At 40.8% G+C, this 21,648-nt stretch carries 18 protein-coding genes; 5 read left to right on the top strand and 13 right to left on the bottom strand.

The window, feature by feature from the left end; all coding sequences use genetic code 11:
- Positions 1–53: 53 nt before the first annotated feature.
- Together V7K73_RS03825 and V7K73_RS03820 are read right to left on the bottom strand one after the other, a co-directional pair.
- On the bottom strand, positions 54–704 hold the full coding sequence (locus V7K73_RS03825) for a nuclease-related domain-containing protein (RefSeq protein WP_334877289.1): 651 nt from the start codon (positions 702–704) through the stop codon (positions 54–56).
- Between the two features lie 178 nt (positions 705–882).
- On the bottom strand, positions 883–1,533 hold the full coding sequence (locus V7K73_RS03820) for an HD domain-containing protein (protein ID WP_334877287.1): 651 nt from the start codon (positions 1,531–1,533) through the stop codon (positions 883–885).
- A 459-nt stretch (positions 1,534–1,992) separates the two neighbouring features.
- Here V7K73_RS03820 and pruA point away from each other — a divergent pair, with 459 nt between their 5' ends.
- Positions 1,993–5,064 carry an L-glutamate gamma-semialdehyde dehydrogenase gene (gene pruA / locus V7K73_RS03815; protein ID WP_334877285.1) on the top strand — a complete coding sequence of 1,024 codons (3,072 nt, stop codon included), beginning with the start codon at positions 1,993–1,995 and terminating at the stop codon, positions 5,062–5,064.
- A gap of 296 nt (positions 5,065–5,360) precedes the next feature.
- Positions 5,361–5,813 carry a GNAT family N-acetyltransferase gene (locus V7K73_RS03810; RefSeq protein WP_334877283.1) on the top strand — a complete coding sequence of 151 codons (453 nt, stop codon included), beginning with the start codon at positions 5,361–5,363 and terminating at the stop codon, positions 5,811–5,813.
- A gap of 120 nt (positions 5,814–5,933) precedes the next feature.
- Here V7K73_RS03810 and V7K73_RS03805 read toward each other — a convergent pair whose 3' ends face one another.
- Positions 5,934–8,171, bottom strand: a complete 2,238-nt coding sequence (locus tag V7K73_RS03805) for a hybrid sensor histidine kinase/response regulator (protein ID WP_334877281.1) — start codon at positions 8,169–8,171, stop codon at positions 5,934–5,936.
- Between the two features lie 481 nt (positions 8,172–8,652).
- Between V7K73_RS03805 and V7K73_RS03800 the strand changes: the two genes are divergently transcribed.
- Positions 8,653–9,579, top strand: a complete 927-nt coding sequence (locus V7K73_RS03800; protein ID WP_334877279.1) for a cobalamin-binding protein — start codon at positions 8,653–8,655, stop codon at positions 9,577–9,579.
- Positions 9,580–9,852: 273 nt separating this feature from the next.
- Here the strand turns inward: V7K73_RS03800 and V7K73_RS03795 are convergent, their stop codons facing one another.
- The 3 genes from V7K73_RS03795 to V7K73_RS03785 all read right to left on the bottom strand — a co-directional run bounded on the left by V7K73_RS03795 (position 9,853) and on the right by V7K73_RS03785 (position 11,537).
- Complete coding sequence (locus tag V7K73_RS03795) at positions 9,853–10,155, bottom strand: TMEM165/GDT1 family protein (RefSeq protein ID WP_334877277.1); 303 nt, start codon at positions 10,153–10,155, stop codon at positions 9,853–9,855.
- A 499-nt stretch (positions 10,156–10,654) separates the two neighbouring features.
- Positions 10,655–11,083, bottom strand: a complete 429-nt coding sequence (locus V7K73_RS03790; RefSeq protein ID WP_334877275.1) for a TMEM165/GDT1 family protein — start codon at positions 11,081–11,083, stop codon at positions 10,655–10,657.
- Positions 11,084–11,186: 103 nt separating this feature from the next.
- The gene (locus tag V7K73_RS03785; RefSeq protein WP_334877273.1) at positions 11,187–11,537 is read right to left on the bottom strand and encodes a YkgJ family cysteine cluster protein; all 351 of its coding nucleotides are present in this window, start codon (positions 11,535–11,537) and stop codon (positions 11,187–11,189) included.
- A gap of 231 nt (positions 11,538–11,768) precedes the next feature.
- On the opposite strand from V7K73_RS03785, the gene psb30 reads away from it, so the two are divergent.
- On the top strand, positions 11,769–11,903 hold the full coding sequence (gene psb30, locus V7K73_RS03780) for a photosystem II reaction center protein Ycf12/Psb30 (protein WP_199784655.1): 135 nt from the start codon (positions 11,769–11,771) through the stop codon (positions 11,901–11,903).
- Between the two features lie 391 nt (positions 11,904–12,294).
- Here psb30 and V7K73_RS03775 read toward each other — a convergent pair whose 3' ends face one another.
- Together V7K73_RS03775 and V7K73_RS03770 are read right to left on the bottom strand one after the other, a co-directional pair.
- Positions 12,295–14,391 (bottom strand): single-stranded-DNA-specific exonuclease RecJ, encoded by a 2,097-nt coding sequence (locus V7K73_RS03775; protein ID WP_334877271.1) that lies wholly within the window; start codon positions 14,389–14,391, stop codon positions 12,295–12,297.
- Between the two features lie 212 nt (positions 14,392–14,603).
- Positions 14,604–15,029 (bottom strand): hypothetical protein, encoded by a 426-nt coding sequence (locus V7K73_RS03770; RefSeq protein WP_334877269.1) that lies wholly within the window; start codon positions 15,027–15,029, stop codon positions 14,604–14,606.
- 247 nt (positions 15,030–15,276) lie between these two features.
- On the opposite strand from V7K73_RS03770, the gene V7K73_RS03765 reads away from it, so the two are divergent.
- On the top strand, positions 15,277–15,747 hold the full coding sequence (locus V7K73_RS03765) for a pentapeptide repeat-containing protein (RefSeq protein ID WP_334877267.1): 471 nt from the start codon (positions 15,277–15,279) through the stop codon (positions 15,745–15,747).
- Between the two features lie 429 nt (positions 15,748–16,176).
- Here the strand turns inward: V7K73_RS03765 and pstB are convergent, their stop codons facing one another.
- The 5 genes from pstB to V7K73_RS03740 all read right to left on the bottom strand — a co-directional run bounded on the left by pstB (position 16,177) and on the right by V7K73_RS03740 (position 21,348).
- Positions 16,177–17,004 carry a phosphate ABC transporter ATP-binding protein PstB gene (gene pstB / locus V7K73_RS03760; protein WP_334877265.1) on the bottom strand — a complete coding sequence of 276 codons (828 nt, stop codon included), beginning with the start codon at positions 17,002–17,004 and terminating at the stop codon, positions 16,177–16,179.
- Between the two features lie 50 nt (positions 17,005–17,054).
- Positions 17,055–17,954: a phosphate ABC transporter permease PstA gene (gene pstA / locus V7K73_RS03755; RefSeq protein WP_334877264.1), complete on the bottom strand. Its 900-nt coding sequence runs from the start codon at positions 17,952–17,954 to the stop codon at positions 17,055–17,057.
- Between the two features lie 6 nt (positions 17,955–17,960).
- Positions 17,961–18,902, bottom strand: coding sequence for a phosphate ABC transporter permease subunit PstC (gene pstC, locus V7K73_RS03750; RefSeq protein WP_334877262.1), 942 nt, complete (start codon positions 18,900–18,902; stop codon positions 17,961–17,963).
- 229 nt (positions 18,903–19,131) lie between these two features.
- A complete protein-coding gene (locus V7K73_RS03745; RefSeq protein WP_334877260.1) occupies positions 19,132–20,133 on the bottom strand; it encodes a PstS family phosphate ABC transporter substrate-binding protein in 1,002 nt (333 codons plus the stop codon).
- Between the two features lie 84 nt (positions 20,134–20,217).
- On the bottom strand, positions 20,218–21,348 hold the full coding sequence (locus tag V7K73_RS03740; RefSeq protein WP_334877258.1) for a sulfate ABC transporter substrate-binding protein: 1,131 nt from the start codon (positions 21,346–21,348) through the stop codon (positions 20,218–20,220).
- Positions 21,349–21,648: the final 300 nt, after the last annotated feature.

Here is a 21,648-nt window from a genome sequence, read left to right as displayed (position 1 = left end):
GAAATTATGAAGGTAGTTCTGGCAAGGGTTGTAGAGTTTTTGTTTACATAACTTTACAACGTGTCCCATTTTGCACGTATCCCGGCTGTACCCCTTAAACAATCAGGAGAAGTATTTATCATCTGTAGCAGTGTAGGGATACCTTGTAAAACTGGAACTGAGCAATCATTTGCTTCTATCCATTTAGCAATGGGGAAGACTACTGGAGCCGCAACAAATCCATTAGGAAGGTTAGGCATTAATGAAGTAATCCACTGACTAAACATTTTTTGATGGTAAATACTTTGAGAAGTCGGACTATTGTCAACTGCTACCCAGTTGTTTCCTTCACGTCGTTTCCATTTATCTTTGTAAGCGCTAAATGATCCTTTCCAGGTTTTGACCTCTACTAAAAAAACACCACCCTCACCGATAATTAGATGGTCTATTTCCGTTAGAGAGCCTGAGTTAGTGGGGATTAAAGCATTATTAAATATCACCCATGTATCGGGGAAAGATTGCAAAAGTAGTGATACTCCCCATTCCCCCATATTGCCTTTGAATTTATTTGTTGCTTGGTTCACTTCAAACATGAATGAACCCAATCCACCTAAAAAGCCATCACCTAATGTTTCATGAATTTCTTGGTGTTTTGTAGATTTTTTGGTGTCGATTTTTTCTTTGAATACTGCCCTAAGTGAGGGTGATTGTTGAAGAGTTCTCATCAAAGTTTTGGTAATATTTATTAGTAACCGCCATTTTTAGGGTTCTCAGAATTGGAGGGCAATCACTCTCCCCAATGGCTATCAAGACCCCCAAGCCAAACAGTTAATTACCAAATTCCTTCATGTCAAACATTTGTGAGTAGTGGCAACTGGTACATCATAACCAAGGGCAATAAAACTAACCAGACAATAAAGACTGAATTTCTCCTTGAATATTTCCACGGGCAAATGGTTCGGCGAACTCTGACATTAAAGGCGTAAAGTAGATATGCGATCGCTGTAAAAATTGTTCTAAAACCTGCTGACGACCTGTGATATAATCCGCCTCTGCCATCCAGCCATATTCCTGGCGAATGGCATAGGCGTATTCTCTATACTCCACTTGGTTAGTAGCCAAAATCGCTAAATCGGCATCAAGTAGAACTTGGCTATCATAGTCATCCACCGCAGCTTGGTGGTCTTTAGTGTTCATAATGATACGGGTAACAGTAGCTATAGTACTTTCTGGAATACCCAAATTACTCAGCAATTCAAAAGCATAGTCTGCACTTCGTTGTTCATTATCTTGAGCTTGAGTGTCATATACTACATCGTGAAACCAAGCAGCCAGTCGAACAGCAGCTAGATTGTTGGTGTAGCCTTGCAAAATCCCAATTGTGGTGAAGACGCGATCAATGTGTTTGATTGTATGGTAGTAGCGACCAGGAGTAGAGTAAGCTGCAACCAAATCATTAAAAGCTTTCTCAGCCGCTATTTGGTCAACACCAAAGGGTTGGAGTGTGTGTTGCCAGTTAGAAAATAAGATATGCGTAAGGTTTTCTGTAGGCATAAACGTAGTATCCACACTCTTAGTATGGCTGAGTTAATCTCTTGTGCTGCAACATCTGTCTAATCAAGTTAGAAATAGCTCAACCAAAGGATAACACTTGTCAGTCATTGGTCATTGGTCATTGGTCATTGGTCATTGGTCATTGGTCATTGGTCATTGGTCATTGGTCATTGGTCATTGGGCAAAGAATTCTTATAACTCCAAACTCCTAACTCCTAACTCCTAACTCCTAACTCCTAACTCCTAACCCCCAACTCCAAACTCCAAACTCCAAACTCCAAACTCCAAACTCCAAACTCCAAACTCCAAACTCCAAACTCCAAACTCCTAACTCCTAACCCCCAACTCCCAACCCCCAACTCCCAACTCCCAACTCCCCACTAGATATATGAAAGAGTCAAAATAGAAGACACAGGCTTTCTGCAAAAAGCCCTGCATTAATTAAGGAGTTTATTATCAGTGGTATTACAAGTACAAACAAGCACCTACGAAGCTAAAACCCAAGAAATTGCTAAACAACTTCTAGCAGCAACGTCCGAAAATCGTTCATTTTTTTCTTCCCTGCGGGATCAAATGCGCTGGGATGATAAATTACTAGCTTGGGCGATGAGTAATCCTGGGTTGCGGGTGCAACTATTTCGCTTTATAGATACCTTACCTGCTTTGCATAGTAAATCAGAAATTGCCTCTCATTTACAAGAATATTTAGGCGATGAGTCTGTAGAATTACCGGCAGCTTTGAAGGGGATGCTAAACTTTGCTAACCCCGACTCGATGCCGGGACAAGTTGCGGCGACAACCGTTGGTACAGCCGTTGAAACTCTTGCTCATAAATATATTTCTGGGGAAAATATTAAACAAGTCATCAAAACTGTTGAACGACTGCGAAAAGAGAAAATGGCTTTCACTATTGATTTACTTGGTGAAGCAGTAATTACCGAAGCCGAAGCGCAGTCTTATCTAGAACGCTATCTAGAATTAATGCAACAATTGGTGGAAGCATCAAAAAATTGGTCAGCTATCCCGGCTATTGATGAGGCTGATGGCGAAGTAATCCCAAAAGTTCAGGTTTCTGTGAAGTTAACGGCGTTTTATTCCCAATTTGACCCATTAGATGCTAAAGGTAGTGAGGAGCGAGTTAGCGATCGCATTCGTATTCTCTTACGTCGTGCTAAAGAATTAGGTGCAGCTGTCCATTTTGATATGGAACAGTATGCCTATAAAGACATAACTCTCAGCATCCTGAAAAAACTGCTACTAGAAGAAGAGTTTCGCCAACGCACAAATATTGGCATAACTATACAAGCATATCTGCGTGATAGTGAGCAAGATACTAAAGACGTAATTTCTTGGTTGAAAGAACGTGGTTATCCCCTGACAATCCGGTTGGTGAAAGGCGCATATTGGGATCAAGAAACTATCAAAGCAGCGCAGAAGCATTGGAAACAGCCAGTTTACAACGACAAAGCGGCAACTGATGCTAACTTTGAAACCATCACTCAGTTGTTGTTAGAAAATCATCAATATGTGTATTCTGCCATTGGTAGCCATAATGTGCGATCGCACTCTCGCGCCATTGCCATAGCTGAAAGTTTAAATGTCCCCCGCCGTCGCTTTGAATTACAAGTCCTCTACGGTATGGGTGATAAAGTTGCCAAGGCTTTGGTTGACAGGGGTTATCGAGTCAGAGTTTACTGCCCCTACGGTGAATTATTACCTGGAATGGCGTATTTAATTCGCCGATTGTTAGAAAATACCGCTAATAGTTCTTTCTTACGGCAAAATCTCGAAAATCGACCAATTGAAGAATTATTAGCACCGCCAATTGTCAAAGATGAAAAGAACTCTTCAACTCCTAACTCCATTCCCAACTCCTCACTCCTAACTCCTAACTCCATTCCTAACTCCTCACTCCCAACTCCTAACTCCTCACTCCTAACTCCTAACTCTATTCCTAACTCTCACTTTCTCGGTGCTGCTGATACCGATTACGCCCAGGAAGAGGTAAGAACGAAAGCCGCGCAAGCTTTCCAAAACGTTCGCCAACAGTTGGGTAAAACTTATTTACCCCTAATTAATGGCGAATATGTTAATCCGCCGGAATTTGTTGATTCTCTCAATCCTTCTAATTTCAGCGAGGTAGTTGGTAAAGTTGGGTTGATTAGCGTTGAACAAGCAGAACAGGCGATGCAAGCTGCCAAAGCTGCGTTTCCTGGGTGGAAGAAAACACCAGCTAAACAACGCGCTGATATTTTGCGGAAAGCAGGTGATTTGATGGAACTCCGCCGCGCCGAACTTTCCGCTTGGATGGTTTTGGAAGTTGGGAAACCAGTTAAGGAAGCTGATGGAGAAGTTTCGGAAGCCATAGACTTCTGTCGGTACTATGCTGATGAGATAGAACGGTTAGATGAAGGTGTGAATTACGACATTCCCGGTGAAACTAATCGTTATATTTACCAGCCACGGGGTATTGTTGTAGTGATTTCTCCCTGGAACTTCCCGCTAGCGATCGCTTGTGGAATGACTGTTGCAGCTTTGGTTTCAGGCAATTGTACTCTCCTAAAACCTGCGGAAACATCTTCTGTGATTGCAGCCAAACTCACAGAAATCTTGGTAGATGCTGGTTTTCCCAAAGGTGTATTTCAATACGTACCTGGCAAGGGTTCGCAAGTCGGCGCTTATTTGGTAAATCATCCAGATACTCATGTAATTGCTTTTACGGGTTCCCAAGAAGTCGGCTGTAGAATTTACGCAGAGGCAGCAATCTTAAAACCCGGACAAAAGCACATGAAACGCGTGATTGCGGAAATGGGTGGCAAGAATGCGATTATTGTCGATGAAAGTGCTGATTTAGACCAAGCGGTTGTGGGGATAGTGCAATCAGCATTTGGTTACAGTGGACAAAAATGTTCTGCTGCTTCCAGGGTGATTGTGCTGCAACCGATTTATGATGCCTTTGTGCAACGATTGGTAGAAGCGACAAAATCTCTGAATATTGGGGAAGCAGAGTTACCGAGTACACAAGTTGGGCCTGTGATTGATGCTAATGCCCGCGATCGCATCCGCGAGTATATTGAGAAGGGTAAGGCAGAAGCGCAATTAGCCTTGGAATTACTAGCACCCGCACAAGGATACTTTATCGGGCCAGTCATCTTTAGTGAAGTATCGCCAAATGCGGTAATTTCCCAGGAAGAAATTTTTGGCCCGGTGCTGGCGGTAATTCGGGTGAAAGATTTCCAAGAAGCGTTAGCAGTCGCCAACGGGACAAACTACGCCTTGACTGGAGGACTTTATTCTAGAACACCTTCACACATTCAGCAGGCAGAGACAGAATTTGAAGTCGGGAATTTGTACATTAACCGCAATATTACAGGAGCGATCGTTGGGCGGCAACCCTTTGGTGGATTCAAACTTTCTGGAGTAGGTTCTAAAGCAGGCGGTCCTGATTACCTCTTGCAATTTTTGGAACCACGCGCGGTAACAGAAAATATTCAGCGTCAAGGTTTTGCACCAATTGAAGGTGCTGATTAAATAATTCGTAATTCGTAATAGAGCCTCCGGCACGCTGCGCGGTTTTCATGCCCAAAGGGCTGTACGTAATTCGTAATACCTCAACTTCGCTCGACACAAGGAAAGTCAATTTTGTTTTGTAATGAAGAGTGCTGTTGTGGGGACGGTTTCCGACTCGCATTACAACGTGCGATTTAACGCCAATCGCATTACTTGCTTATTTTTTGAACTGGGGGACTTAAACCCACGGAACCAGTTAAAGTTTGTAGGGTGGGCAATGCCCACCTTTTTTTATTACTAAATACAGAAAGAGTTTCATGAGTAATTTAGTCATAAAAGTTGCTGATTTCCCTGAAGAATTTCCAGCGATCGCAGCAATTAGAAAATCAGTTTTTCAGGAAGAACAAGGGGTAAATCCCGCTTTAGAGTTTGATGGCAAAGATGAAATATCTCAGCATTTGATTGCTTATTTAGATCAAAAAGCTGTGGGTACTACCAGAATTAGATATTTAGATGATAAAACTGCCAAAATAGAAAGACTTGCTGTTTTGTCTACAGCTAGAGGACAGGGTATTGGTAAAAAAATTATGATTAAGGCACTAGAGGTTATTGCTAATAAAAATATTCCAGAAGTTGTAATTCACGCCCAAGAATATATAAAAGTTTTATACCAAAAATTGGACTTTGTAGAAGAAGGACAAATATTTGAAGAAGCTGGGATTCCCCATGTGATAATGAGAAAAATTTCTACTTATAGGAGTATGATTTGATTTCTGAAAAAGCTCGCTCTCAACTCGAAAAGCATTATTCTGTATTCCCCACTCCCCACCTATTATTTTCATTTTACAATATCTCTTTGGGACTAAAAATATGAATGCGATCGCTCCGGTCTAAATTGGTGTTTCATTAATCTGAAAATCGCTATAACTCAAATATCGTGTCAATATTGACTCTAATTGAACTACCCGAATTGGTTTGAGAAGATAGTCGTTAGCACCAGCTTGCAGAATAGAAAGCTTCTCCTCTGAAAGTTCACTAAAGCCCATCATTACCACCTGCAAATCTGGGAAATAAGGCTCTTGTTTGAGAACATTTAGCAAATCACAGCCACTAGTATCACCTACTAGCTGGATATCCAACAAAATCAAGTTTGGCTGGAGGTTTCGCACTTGTTCTAAAAAGTTATTTACGCTGTCTATCCACTTAACTTGATAGCCAATTGTCTGGAGATAATCTTGCAATACTATGGCTGTATTTTCTTCTTCTTCCACAAGTAAAATGATTTGATTGTGGGGGGTAGCTGGAGAGGATGTTAATGCTGTGTCTTGCTGATATCCTTCATTTTGCTCTGTTTGTATATTCACTGGATTTGGTAGAATTGGTAGAAATATAGTGAACTGACTACCTTTTCCCAAAGTCGATATAACAGTTACATCTCCACCATGCAAACGCGCTAATTTGCGTGTTAAAGCTAAACCCAAACCAGTGCCTTCATACTGCCGATTTAAGCGACTGTCAAGCTGTTTAAACGGTTCAAATAGAAATTCAAACTGATTTGAGTCTATACCAATTCCAGTATCTGAAACTGTAAAAGTTATCCCTTGCGGGACTTTTTTGGCTACCAGCGATACCTGACCGGCTGGGGTGAATTTAATCGCATTGGTGAGCAGGTTGAGTAGCATTTGCTTAAGGCGCCGTTCATCACCAATACAAACATCCTCTTCTATGTCAATTTTACAGGTGAGTTGTAATCCCTTTTCTGCGGCGCGATCGCGCACTGTCCATATAGCATAATTACATAAATCTGACACTGGCAAAGGTGAAACTGACAGTTCCTCTTTCTCTGCTTCTACCTTAGATAAATCGAGGATATCGTTAATCAGTGCCAGCAGATGTTCACCACTACTATATATACAACTTACATATTCGTTCTGCTTTTCATTGAGAGAGCCAACTATTTCTTCTTGCAACAACTGCGACAAACCCATAATTGCATTAAGAGGCGTCCGCAACTCATGGCTCATGGTTGCTAAAAATTCACTTTTTGCTCGATTGGCAGCTTCTGCTGCTTCTTGAGAAGCCCGAAGTTTCAACTCTGTTTCCTTACGTTCAGTAATGTCTTCAATCATCGCTAGAAAAAACTCAGGTTCGCCATTGCTGCCTGGTATAACAGAAACAGAGATATGAGTCCAAATTAAGCTACCGTTTTGATGCAGGCAGCGTTTTTCCATCTCAATCCGATGTCTTTCGACAAACTGTTCCTGATGTTTAGAGGGTTGAAAGCCTACCCTCGAAGTTCTCTTCAAGTTTGTATTCATTCCTGACATTAGTTGTTTGTAAAGTTTTAAATCCTCCCTTTGTATGGAAATGTAATCTGTAAAGCGCTTGCCGTATAACTCTTCTTTGCTATATCCTAAAATCTCGCACACTGCCATATTAGTATCGACTATCTGCGCTTTCATATCTATAAGTCCAATGCCGATAGAAGAATGCTCAAAAATCGCTCGAAATTGCGCCTCACTCTGTCGCAATGCTTCTTGTACGAAGTTTCGCTCCTTCGCTTCTATAGCTAGGGTCACGAAATCTGCAATTGAGCCAGCAAAAGTTTCTTCCTCCAAAGTCCATTGGCGTTCTTCGCCTATGTGTTCGTGACACACTACGCCTATCAAACAGCCCTCTAGCCAAATCGGTGCATCCAGTAGGGATGTGATGCCCAAAACTGAAAGATAGGACTCAGATAATTCTCGGGTTCTGCTATCGTTTATGGCATCATCTGCGGCAAGGGTACGTTCTTCTTCTAAAGCCTGAAAATAAGCTGGATAATTTTTTTCTGAAAGCGAGTTACCAAAGCTATGCGTCTTGGTGCTTACATCATATAAATCGATGCATTCAATTTTGGAACGTTCTTGATTATATAACCATACACCAACTCGGTTTACTAAAAGCGTCCGAGCAGCAGCCTCTGTGATTTCCTTTAAAGCCCCATTGAGATCACCTTGCTGAAATGTCTTGCTTCTTGCCAGCTGCATCAACGTCTGACTTTGTTTTCGCCGACGATTTTCTTTGATTTGTAAAGCGTTTTGGGACTGGTTACGCTCTTTAATATCTCTAGTTGACACCACCTGCATTAGTTTACCTCAAGAAAAAATAATTTTGCCTTGCAGTTTTATGGAAAAAATAGAACTGTCTTTGTATAACTACAACTACTCGATCTGGTTTTTCATAACCGAATGTATATTTTTTCTAATTAAAATTTATGATTCTGGATGGAAGTTAAAATTAATATTTTTATCATCGCTTCTATTACTTGATGCTAGTGATTTTTGCCAGGGGATAATTAGCATTTCAAAGAATTAGACTATTCAGTAATTATACTATAAACTAGTATAGTATTTTCAATTTAGGTCTAAGGACTAGGATCTGTAACTGATAAGAATTCTGTATAAATGGCATGAGGACTGGAAAGACTCTTCCCAATACCCAATATTGAGTTTAATTTATTGCTGAGTGTTGACTACCAAAACAGGCTTAATTCTCCTAGAGAAAGATGCCTAATGACTCAAATTTTGCGAAAATTGAAGTAACGGCAGGTTTTGTGGAGGTGGAGCGATGACGGATAGTAATGTGAGAATTGTTTCCCTGATTCCGGGTGGAACAGAGATTTTAGCGGCACTAGGCTTGGTTGATGCTATTGTGGGGCGATCGCACGAATGTGATTACCCTCCAGAAATCCTCAATCGCCCCATTTGTACCGAAGCACGCTTAAACTCCAATGCCTCTAGTAGCCAAATTCACGATCAAGTGAGCAATTTATTGCAATCTGCTCTTAGTATTTACCAAATCAAAACAGATGTTTTAGAGAAATTGCAGCCTACTCACATTCTCACTCAAGACCAGTGCGATGTTTGTGCTGTCACCTTACACGATGTTGAAAAGGCAGTTGCTACACTTATTGACAGTAAACCGCAGATTATTTCTTTACAACCCAATCTTCTCCAAGATATTTGGGCTGACATTGAGCGAGTCGGTAACACCTTTGGCGTAGACTCGGTTAATGTCATAGAAAACTTAGAAGCTCGCGTCAAAATTTGTCAGCATAAAATCCAGGGACTTTCGTTAAATGAACAGCCTACTGTCGCCTGTATCGAGTGGACTGATCCTTTGATGATAGCCGCCAATTGGATTCCTGAATTAGTTAACTTAGCAGGAGGACATTCTCTATTTTGCGCTACAGGTCAGCCTTCTCCTATTTTGCCGTGGGAAACACTATTAACAACCGATCCTGATGTAATTGTTTTTATGCCTTGTGGCTTTGATTTAAATCGCACTCGCCAAGAAGCCAATTTATTAACTCAACGTTCAGACTGGGAAAAACTGCACGCTACCAAAGTTGGTAGAGTCTACATCACTGATGGCAATTCTTACTTCAATCGTCCAGGTCCGCGACTGGTAGATTCTCTAGAAATTTTGGCAGAAATTTTGCATCCAGAAATTTTTCAATATGGCTACAAAGGAACCGGTTGGGAAACTTTGTAAAGAAGAATTCACAACTAAAAATCAAAGCCAAAGACACTTTGCCGAAGCGTTAGAATTCACTATGAATTCGAGTCTGGCTGAGTGATATTTATTAAACCCAGATAACCCCACCCCGCCAAAGCTGTGCTTTGTCTCCCTAAGAGCTTGCGAGGAGGGGGTTATTTTATTATGGGTAATTTGGCGGACATAATTATGATATTTAAAACCTTGGCGGGTTCCAATCCCCCACGAAGAGTAATTCTGATTTCTGGATTCTGGATTCGGAATTCTTCTTTAAGGTGTTTGTTCAGAATCTGCCGATGGTTCATTGTTAAATAAAAGCAGGCGTGCAGCGAGGATGGCAAATCCCACAGCAGCGATCGCTTTTAACAAGCGCGTAGGTAATAATTCTGCTACTGCACCTCCTGCTAATGCTCCCAACAGACTTGTCAACAGCAATGCGCCTGCTGCACCCAAAAATACTGCACGCCCAGAATTATAACGTCCTGAAAGTGCGATCGCCGCTAGCTGACTTTTGTCACCCAATTCTGATAAAAAAACTGTAATAAAGCTTAGTCCTAAAAGATGCCAATTCATATTGTTAAAATAATTCGTAATTCGTAATTCGTAAATTTTGTTTTGTAATGGGGATTTAACCCCAATCGCATTACTTACCGGTTTTAGAACCGGGGGACTTAAACCCACGGAACTAGTTAAGTGGGAGTGGGGAGTGGGGAGATGAGGGACATGAGGGAGATGAGGGAGAACTTTTTACTCCTAACTCCTAACTCCAAACTCCAAACTCCTAACTCCTAACTCCAAACTCCAAACTCCTAACTCCAAACTCCAAACTCCAAACTCCTAACTCCAAACTCCTAACTCCAAACTCCAAACTCCAAACTCCTAACTCCAAACTCCAAACTCCTAACTCCAAACTCCTAACTCCTAACTCCTAACTCCAAACTCCAAACTCCAAACTCCAAACTCCAAACTCCAAACTCCAAACTCCTAACTCCTAACTCCTAACTCCAAACTCCAAACTCCAAACTCCTAACTCCTAACTCCTAACTCCTAACTCCTAACTCCAAACTTGTAACTAACCTTGAAATACATCCCAAAAGAGCATTAGGGAAATTACTAACAACATTACGCCTGCTGATTTTTCTACAGTTTTGGGGCTGAGTCGGGTGGCTATCCAACTACCTAAAAGCACGCCTAATAAGCTGGTGGTTATCAGCGCCGCCGCAGATCCCATAAATACCACCCACGGCGAATGAGATTCTGCACTCATTAATAGGGTGGATAGCTGAGTCTTATCTCCAATTTCTGCTAGAAAAATGGTTATAAAAGTTGTACCAAAAACTACTAGTGCTGATTGCTGGTTCTGAGGACTATCGGCAACTACAGCCTGAACTGAGGGAGCGATCGCAGGAGTTAAGTTAAAATCATTGCTGTCTTTGGGTTTTAGCTCGATCTCAGTCTGAGGTATGCCAGAAATGTCCAAAGGAGCAGAGTCAAGTTTCACAAGCAATAGTTTTGTTGCGAGGTTGTTTTCATATTTCTATCATATTCTCAGATTGTTGTAATAAATTGCAACTCCAGATACTAAAACGAACAATCGGGGAGTGTTACAGCCCAACAGTTTTATTGAAGCGTAGTATTTCCAGACTGCGATCGCCGTATACTCCTTCTATTTGCTGGCGACAGCAGTCAATAGCAAAATCGTTAACTTCTTCTGGTTCAACCCCATACATATCTTGAAACACTTCTGATTCCACACGGCAGAAGCGCGGACGATCTGAGTAGATGCGACATTCTCGCGTGGTATGGTCGAAGTTAACGCACCATCCATCTTCGCCTACCATGCTGAGGTAGAGTTCTAGTTCTGGTGGAGAGAGATACTCATCCAAATCTGGACGTTCTGCTGGATCGAGATTACAGCAGGCTCCACATTCTTTTACACATTGCCAAGTTGCCATTTTGGATTGGGGAGTAGGGAGTAGGGAGTAGGGAGTAGGAGGCAGGGGGCAGGGGAGGAAGAACTATGAATTTTTGAGCCATGCCCAATGCCTATTTTACGTTTTTATGTCTTTTCTTATAATTTTGTTAAGTAAATTAAATCTAATAGGCCATAGCCAGATATGATCGATTGCGGGTTTTGTAATTAAGTTATTGAATTTTTTAAGGCAATTGAGAGGAGAAAAAGAAAAATGTTTGACTCTTTGTTTAACGCTTTTACCAGTATCAATTGGGAAGTTATTTTCCAATTGCTGTCCGTGGCGCTAATTGTGATTGCTGGACCAGTGGTAATCTTTTTGCTGGCTTTTCGCAACGGCAACCTATAATAACAGTTCTGAGTGCTGATTGAGAGTTAGGAGTGAGGAGTTAGGAGTGAGGAATTAAATTTTATTCTCAACTCATAACTCATAACTCAAAAATCAGTACTCACAGTGTCACTGTATCACTTGTGATAAGGAACAAAAATTAAATAACATACAATTTATGTCCCTAGCTTACCTCACCCTCAATCCCTCTCCTTATAAAGGAGAGGGAGGCTAGATAATTGGTGAAGTTTTGCATTTTATTTAATCCACGTTCCTAAGTTAATTAAAAACTCCAAACTCCAAACTCCAAACTCCAAACTCCAAACTCCAAACTCCTAACTCCTAACTCCTAACTCCAAACTCCAAACTCCAAACTCCAAACTCCTAACTCCTAACTCCTAACTCCTAACTCCTAACTCCTAACTGATAAAGCCTGAAGGGCAGCTTGGATAATACTGTCATACTGCGGCTGAGAGATATCAACTTCTTTGGCGTTTTGACGATTAGTGCCGAGTAAACCGATTATATGTCCTGGCTGCATGGCTAAGACTTTCCCTTCAGTATTTTTAATTCTTAATTCTGCTTCAATACCGTTTTTATAAAAACCACAAGTATACTGTCGCTGATTGTACTCAAAGGTGGTAATTGACGGGGTAGGTGGCGAAGTAAAAAATTGTTGAAGCTGAATTGGCAATCTGACTCCTATTAATTCTAGCTCGATGGTGGTGTTACCGTTAAAGTAATTTTCTCGTAGTTTGTAAGCAACATCGACTCGCGGCGGTAAGCGGAAATAGTCGCCCCAACGCCAAGCGATCGCTTTAATTTTATACTCCTGATTATCAACAGTTTGGGCAATTGTCAGTTTAATGTGACCCTTACCAACAATTTTTTGCTCAACCACTTGAACATTAGGCGTCCAGAAAACTGGATCGGGGTTGTCCATACCGCAGGGGTGTAGAGCATTAAGCTGTTGATAAAGCTGCTGATTGATGTGATTGAGGTTGACTTCGGCATCAATTTTGAGCAGAGGCTTGAGATGCTGCGGTTCAAGACACTGGTTAGCAAACTCAATCAAACGCGATCGCACCATCTGTAAATTCTCTGCTGGTAAAGAAAATCCTCCGGCTGCTTTATGTCCGCCAAATTTCCCTAGTAAATCGTGACAATATTCCAAAGCTTCAAACACATGAAACTCTGGAATTGAGCGTGCAGAACCGCGTATATGTCCCTCATCCTCATAAGTACCGATGAACACGGGAACGCCGTAGCGTTCTACTAAGCGGGAGGCGACAATCCCAATAACGCCATGATGCCAATTTGGTTGAACAACAATTAATACACGGTCTTGCTGTAGAGATGCAACAAATTCTGTCTCTACATAAGCGATCGCTTCTTGTTCAATTTGCTGACACATCTCCTGGCGAGAGGCGTTGACTTGTTCGCACTGCATTGCAAGTTCCAGCGCCACCCCCATATCATCTGTAGTCAGCAATTCAATCACAGTCTGGGGATTACCAATCCGACCAATAGCATTAATTCGTGGCCCCAAGCGAAACCCGATATCTTCAGGCTTGAGCGATTTTGGATTTTGGATTTTGGATTTTGGATTTTCTCCCCTGCTCCCCTGCTCCCCTGCTCCCTCTCCCCTCGCCTGTACGCCGCCTACCTGAATTAACGCCTGTACTCCAGCTAAGTTGGATTTGGGTAAATGTTGTAAACCACGTTTCACCCAACGGCGATTTACGCCAGTTAAGGGGGCTAAATCTGCGATCGTTCCCAGTGTAAATAGTGCTAGCATCGGCTGGATCAAGCCCTTAGTCTCCCCTAGCTGTTGTGCTAGAGATACTGCCAAGATGTAGGCAACACCAACACCAGCAACACCCCGATAAGGTGAGGATTCGGCTATTAGTTTAGGGTTGAGAATAGCGTTAGCTGGAGGTAATTTTTGGGGGATATCATGGTGATCGGTGATAATCACTGCAACACCAAGTTCTCTAGCTCTAGCAACTGGTTCAAACGCAGAGATGCCATTATCTACAGTCAGAATTAATCCCACCCCTTCGCTGTGGAATTCTTCAACTATGCGTTTATTGATACCGTAACCTTCGTGCATCCGGCTGGGAATAGCATAATCTACTTGTGCGCCTAAAGTGCGGAGACTACGTAAAAGTAGAGCAGTGCTGGTCATCCCATCAGCATCGTAATCACCGCAGATAGCAATTTTTGTTTGAGAAGCGATCGCATTTTGCAACAACTCCAAACTAATCGCCAAATCTGGGAAATCTTCTAACGGCGAAGGTAAGACTAAAGACTCTGGATTTAAAAATGCTTGTACTTGTTCTGGTGTTTCCATACCCCGATTAATCAACAACTGGCTGACAATGGGTGAAATATTTGTCAAACCTGCCAACTTTTGGGCAAAATCTGGTTTTTGTGGATAAAATTGCCAGCGCTGATCGGGTAAGCGCCCGTGAGGCTTTGATAGTTCAGATACAGGTCGGTCTAGCACAATACAAGTTAGGAGTTAGGAGTTAGGAGTTAGGAGTTAGGAGTTAGGAGTTAGGAGTTAGGAGTTAGGAGTTAGGAGTTATAAATTAGGAGTTTTTAATTATTAGAAGTTATAAATTAGGAGTTTTTAATTAAAAGTTATTTCATAACTCATAACTCATAACTCATAACTCATAACTCTTAACTCATAACTCATAACTCATAACATTTCTGTTAAAACACGTTGATTCTACCATCATCCATAATATACAACGAGCGATCGCCTGGAGATCGCAAAGTCGGACGAAGTTCCAGGCGCAATGTGCCAAAGTTGGGTTTCGAGATAATTGCTTGTAGTGATAAACCCTTTTCGCTCCAAAATATCAGAGATGTATTTGGCTCCGTACCCTCTATTTGTTCTAAACTTAATTTTTGTCCTGGACTCAAGGATATTGCATCAGTCCCGGAGGGTTTTTGAATTTTGATTAAGTTAGGTGTGCTATTTATAACTTCAACCTGGATGTGTTGCCCAGGTGTAAACTGAATTGGGTGTGAACCACACTTAGAGGCACAAGTTCGAGCTAAAGTAGCACTGGGATTATGGATTGATGCAACTAGAGCGGTAGCTGCAATTAAGGCAAATGACAGTGGCTTAAACATAATACACAATACAAGTACTAGACTTAAATGTTACTTTAATTAAATACTGTCAAGCCTCAGTATATTTTCCAGAATTACTTTGGTAATTCCCAGGTATTAAATTACTAATTATTTTTTATAAACATCTCCTCTCGCACCAATCGCGTAAATTTCGATGTCTTTGGAATCAATATCGACTGTAAAAATAATTCTGTTATAGAACTAGTATTTGATTTCTGAAAAAACTCCGTACATCTGAAGAGACATTATGGTTATTAGTAGAAGTATCGATGTTGAAGAGTTGTTGCAACTTTACGCGGCAGGGGAAAGAGATTTCTCCTTCATTAACATTGAGGGATCTGATGAATTGTATCGAGCCAATTTGAGCGGAATCAATTTAAGTAATTCGTCCGTTGGCGAGATTTTTATGGAGGAGAGCAATTTGAGTGGAGCTAACCTCAAAGGTGCTCAGTTGGGACAAACCTGTTTGCGAAACACCAACTTGCGAGGGGCTGATCTGACTAGTGCTGATCTCAGATACGTTAACCTTGATGGTGCTGATTTGACCGATGCCAAGTTAACTAACGCTTGTCTGCGAAACGTTGTCATGCGGGGTGCAAATTTGACTGATGCTGACTTGACTGGTGCTGAGATTGAGTTTATTCAGGAGATGGTTAAAGATTCTATTTTCTGTAGAACCATCATGCCAGATGGCAGTATTTACAATGGAACTATTTAAATAAATTATTGGTTTTAATTCTTGAATTTCCACTGTATACCTTTTATTTATCGTTATTAAGACTCAAAGCCTCTCTCCTTGTAGGCTATGGTGTACACACAAGTCTTGTCGCAGCCATATCTTCATTAATAAATCTCGTACTGCGTTTCTATCCCGCCTCGGAATAAATTCCGAGTCTCATAGCTAAAGTCCACTCAAGTGGACTAAATGATTAATTCAGTCCACTTGAGTGGACTTGGGCTATCAGCCCTGAACTTCAGTTCAGGGCGGGATTGCCTGTCTGTGTGACAGTTTCACTCTGATAAAAATGTTGGGTAAAGAATTTTTCGACTTGTGTGTACACCATAGCTCCGACTCGGAGAGAGGTGAAAACTGTAATGCATCCAACCGAGAAACGCTATACCTTTCCCCTTCTGCTGTTATGCCTCTTTAACCAAACCGTCCACTGATATAATCTTCAGCTTCTTTGGTTTGAGGAGAACTGAACATTTGGACTGTAGGATTAAACTCAACTAATTTTCCGCGACGTTTACCATGCTCGTCAATTTCTGTATTGAAGAAAGCCGTGAAATCTGCAATTCTAGAAGCTTGCTGCATATTGTGAGTTACCATAATTATGGTGTATTGCTGCTTAAGTTCTAAGCAGAGTTCTTCTACTTGGCGGCTAGAAATTGGGTCGAGAGCAGAACATGGTTCATCCATTAATAATACATCTGGTTTCATTGCGATCGCACGAGCAATACAAAGCCGTTGCTGTTGTCCGCCAGATAATGCAGTACCCTTCTCTTTGAGTTTATCCTTGACTTCATCCCAGATAGCAGCGCGTCTGAGGGAATCTTCCACCAATTCATCGATGTTACCTTTATAACCATTAGCACGCGGGCCAAAGGAAATATTTTCGTATATTGACTTAGGGAAAGGATTCGGTCTTTGAAAAACCATTCCGATTTGGCGGCGTAATTTTACAGAATTTATCTTAGGATCGTAAATATTGCGATCGCGGTAATTCAGTCTACCCTCAACCTTAGCACCAGGGATTAAATCATTCATCCGGTTGAAGCAACGCAGTAAGGTACTTTTACCACATCCTGAAGGCCCAATAAAAGCAATAATTTGTTTTTCAGGAATCTTTATATAGACATCTAAAAGTGCCAGAAATCCTCCATAATAGACCTTTACACCTTCAACATTGAAGACGCTCTTATCTTGATCTATCGTGGCACTATCTGATTTACTTCTACTATTGCTATAAGTCATTTGCTTGAACTCCAATATCTGTGAATGTATCTAATTAGATATTTAATTACCTAAGTTATTGAAAAGCGTTGTCGAATATAAATTGCTACACCATTTAAAACCAAAATCAAGATTAACAACGCAATAATTGTCGCTGCTGCTGCACTAGCAAAACCCGGTTCAGGACGAGTTATATAACTGTAAATTTGAATGGGTAATGCCATAAATCTCTGAAACAAACCAGGGTTAAAGGTGAGAAAACCCACAGCACCTACAACAATCAAAGAGGCTGCATCACCAATAGCGCGGGATACAGAGATAATCACCCCCGTCAGAATACCAGGAACCGCATAGGGTATAACATGATTACTGATAGTTCGCCATTTTGTCACACCTAATCCGTAAGAAGCATTTCTCAGTGAATCTGGGACAGCACGAATTGCTTCTCTAGAAGTGACAATAATTACTGGTAAAGACAACAAAGATAAAGTAAATGCACCAGAAATCAAAGCGGGGCCAAACCCAAGTAAATAATTGAAAACCCCTAAACCCAGCAATCCATAAACAATAGAAGGTACACCCGCCAGATTACTGATATTAATCTCAATAATTGCTGTCCACCAAGCTCTAGGTGCATACTCTTCTAGATATAAAGCTGCTCCGACACCAATAGGGACAGTAACCAAAATCACAACCAACCCTAAAAGAATGCTGCTGATAATTGCAGGACGAATACCACCTTGGTCAGGAAAACGAGAAGGAGTTTCCGTGAGAAAGCCGGGTGACAAAAATCTGCCTAATCCATCTTTAAAAATATCAAAAAGTAGCAATACTAGGATAAATAAACCAATCAGCAATCCTAATAAAAAAATTACTTCAAATAGTTTTCCTAATGTCTCCCTACTTTGAACATTATCGGTAAATTCTGCCGCAGAATCTAGAGAATCATCTTGTTGATAAGGTGTTGCCATATCTATTTAGTCGTATTTTTCTTTAAAGCGATTTGCAAGCCAGTAACTAACAATATTTAAAGCAAGGGTAAGTAGAAATAGAACAGCACCTACAGCATATAATGTTTTGAAATTGAGGCTACCACGCGGACTATCTCCACCAGAAATTTGTGCCATGTAGGCTGTCATTGTTTCTATTGATTCTGCAAAATTAATAGTTAGTCTTGGTTGCTGTCCGGCGGCGATGAGGACAGTCATTGTTTCACCCACCGCTCGAGAAATACCCAAAATAATCGAAGCTATAATTCCAGAAAGTGCGGCTGGTAGAACTACTTTAAAAATGGTTTCTAGTTTAGTGATACCTAAAGCATAAGCTCCTTCTCTCAAAGAACGTGGAACTGCTCGGATGGCATCTAAGCTGATAGAACCAACAGTAGGAGTAATCATTACCCCCATCATTATCCCCGCACTCAAAGCGTTGAATATTTCCACAGGGAGAAAATTTCGCAGCAATGGTGTAAGGAACAACAGCGCAAAGTAACCATATACTACTGTAGGTACTCCCGCTAAAAGTTCTACTGCTGGACGTAAAATTGCTGCTACTTTGGGTTGTGCATACTCACTTAAATAAATAGCAGAACATAAACCTAAAGGAATAGCAACTGCCATTGCAATAGCTGTAGTCAACAAAGTGCCATTAATCAAAGGCCAAACACCAAAATGTTTATTGGCAAATAAAGGTGTCCATTTAGTATCAAGAAAGAATTGGGCAAAGGAAACTTCTTCAAAAAAACTGAATGTCTCCTGAAAAATAATTACGACAATACCAAAGGTAGTCAAAACTGAGACTAAAGCACAAGCAAATAAAATCACTGCAATAATCTTTTCAGATATATCTTCCGATAGATTTTTATCCAGTGAATCTCTAGATTGTAGATAAGGAGCGTCTTGAAAATTGGTATTTTGCATAAACAATTAACTTCTCACTAAAATTAAACTACCATGCCTGAGACTTAAACCTTATCTAAGCTGAGAACCGTAGTTTTCACCCTCTCCCTAAATCCCTCTCCCAAATCTGGGAGAGGGAGTTTGAAATTCTCGCTCCCCTTCTCCCAGATTTGGGGGATAGGTTGGGGGATGAGGGCAAATACTTTTCATCATGGAAGAACTATAGGTTTCAAGATAGATGTGGTTTAATTTAAATAAAGTTTGTGATTGGTTCACCTGGTTTTGCCTTTTTAAACTTTGTCCCAGTTTCACCAGTAGCAAATTTTTGTTTTACTTTGACATAAGCTTCATCAGGTAATGCTACATAACCAACACTATCTACCCACTTCCAAGAATTTTCTAGATAAAAATCTACAAATTCTTTTACTGCTGGCTTAGTATCTAAGGACTTTTTACTAACATAGATGAAGAGAGGACGAGACAAAGGTGTATAAATATTTTTAATTACATTATCCACCGGAACCGGTTTTTCACACTTTCCAGTAGAACCTTTTACAGCCACTAGATTCAGTTTGTCTTGATTTTGAATGTAGTAAGATATCCCCACATAACCCAAGGCTGATACATCACCTGACACTCCTTGTACGAGAAGGTTTTGATTTTGACTAGCAGTGTAGTCTGTACGGCCATTCTTGGCTTTGCCAGTCACAGCTTGAGTCATATAATCGAATGTTCCCGTATCAGAAGATGGAGCATACAGCTTCAGCTTTTCGTTAGGAAACTTGGGATTAACTTGTTTCCATGTCAATATTTTACCGTCTGATTTGCCGCCCCAAATTTTACCCAGTTCCTTAATAGTTAGACATTTGGCAAAGTTATTTTGACGGTTAGCAATCACGGCGATGCCATCTAAAGCTACAGGCAACTCGACAAATTTAATATTCTTACTTTTACATTTTTTGATTTCTTCATCTCTAATGGTGCGAGAAGCACCAGCTATATCAATATCGCCATTACAAAATTTACTGAAACCGCCACCAGTGCCACTTGAGGCAACGCTAACTTCAGCCTCAGGCTTAACTTTACCGTATTCTTCTGCAACTGCTAAAGAAATCGGAAAGCCTACAGCTGCACCATCAATGCTCACCTGATTTTTCAATTCTTGGCTGCTATTACAAGCAGTGATGCTGCTGGCAACAAGCATTAAAGATGTTAGAAAAAAGCTATCCTTAAATCGGCTACGAAAGCTCATAAATTATCAATTTAAATAAAATTACTCTGAATTGCTCATGCTTGGCTATCTCCAACTAGAGAATGCTAGATGAGAAAATAAATATTATGCTTTATTTGCAGCTTGCACTTTGTCAAAAATTGCCCCATCTCTAAAAAACTTATTCTGGATAATATCCCAGCCACCTAAATCTTGAGATGTGAATAAAGTTTTAATTGGCGAATGTTGTAAGGCTACTTCTTGAGTAACCGTAGGATTAACAGGACGATATTGTAATTTTGCAAATTCCCGTTGAGCTTCTGTTGAGTAAAGAAAATCAACAAATGCTTGTGCAATTTCTCTAGTACCGTGCTTATCAACGTTTTTATCGACTACTGCGACGGGATTATCAATAGAAATATTCACTTGTGGTACAATATAAGGCAACTTTGTCCCATTTTTACCCGCCAAAATTACCTCATTTTCGTAGTTGATTAAGACATCCCCCTGACCTTTTTGGAAGAATAAATCGCTAGCTTCACGGGCATCTTTCGTTAAAATAGGAGTATTTTTATAAACTTTAGTCACATAATCTAGCGCTTTCGCCTCATCACCGCCTGTTAGAGTTACCGAACCCCAAAAAGCCAAGAATTCCCAGATAGCAATACCAGAAGTTTTTGGGTTAGCTGCTATCACTTTTACGCCATCTTTTGCTAAGTCTGCCCAAGTATTGATCCCTTTGGGGTTGCCTTCGCGCGTGACGATCGCAGCCACCGATCTACTAACAATACCACTTCTAGGAGCTTTGATTTCCCAGCCTGATTTAATCAAACCTGCAAGAGCAATTTTGTTCACATCTAGGGGAAGTGCCAAATGTACTATGTCTGCTTCTTGCGAACCTGCAATGACAGCAGCCGCTTGAGCTACAGAACCTCCATAACTTTGCTCAAATGTCACGTTTTGGTTATGTTCTTGCTTCCACTTTTGGGCAAATTTGGGGATTATCTGGTCATGAGCTGCTTTGGTGACAGAGAAAGAAACCAGTTTTAGCTTAACATCATTTTTGCTAGCTGAACTGCTTCCAGAGCAGGAGGCAACTGCTATACTCAAAAAAGTACTTATGAGAAACAGACTCACAAAGCTTTGCACAGTGTGTCTATTGAACCAACTCCTAATTGTGTGTTGATAGCATTCTATAGTCTGCATCCCTTCAGCTAGGAATTTACTTAATTGTGTCAGTTGTTGCAACTTGCTCATCAGAATTTATCCTTAAATCTACGGCATTATTAGCTGAATACCGTAATATAAAAAATTATAGGATATATACAACAATAGTTTTCATCTGGCTTTAATTATTTTTACTAAGTCAGGAGTTTCTGATCAAAGTAGGGTCTAAGCTCTGCGCTTTGCCGAATTCCAAATGTCCATGAAAGACCTCACCCTGGTTTTACTGCGTAAAACCTGTCCCTCTCCTTATTAAGGAGAGGGATGTCCCATAGGACAGGGTGAGGTTTTTCTGTTGTTTTGGGTAATTCAATGTCCCTCTCCTTATTAAGG

This window comes from Nostoc sp. (assembly GCF_036916975.1).
In the GTDB taxonomy this organism is placed as follows: Bacteria; Cyanobacteriota; Cyanobacteriia; order Cyanobacteriales; family Nostocaceae; genus Nostoc.
This window is presented reverse-complemented; position numbering and strand designations above follow the sequence as displayed.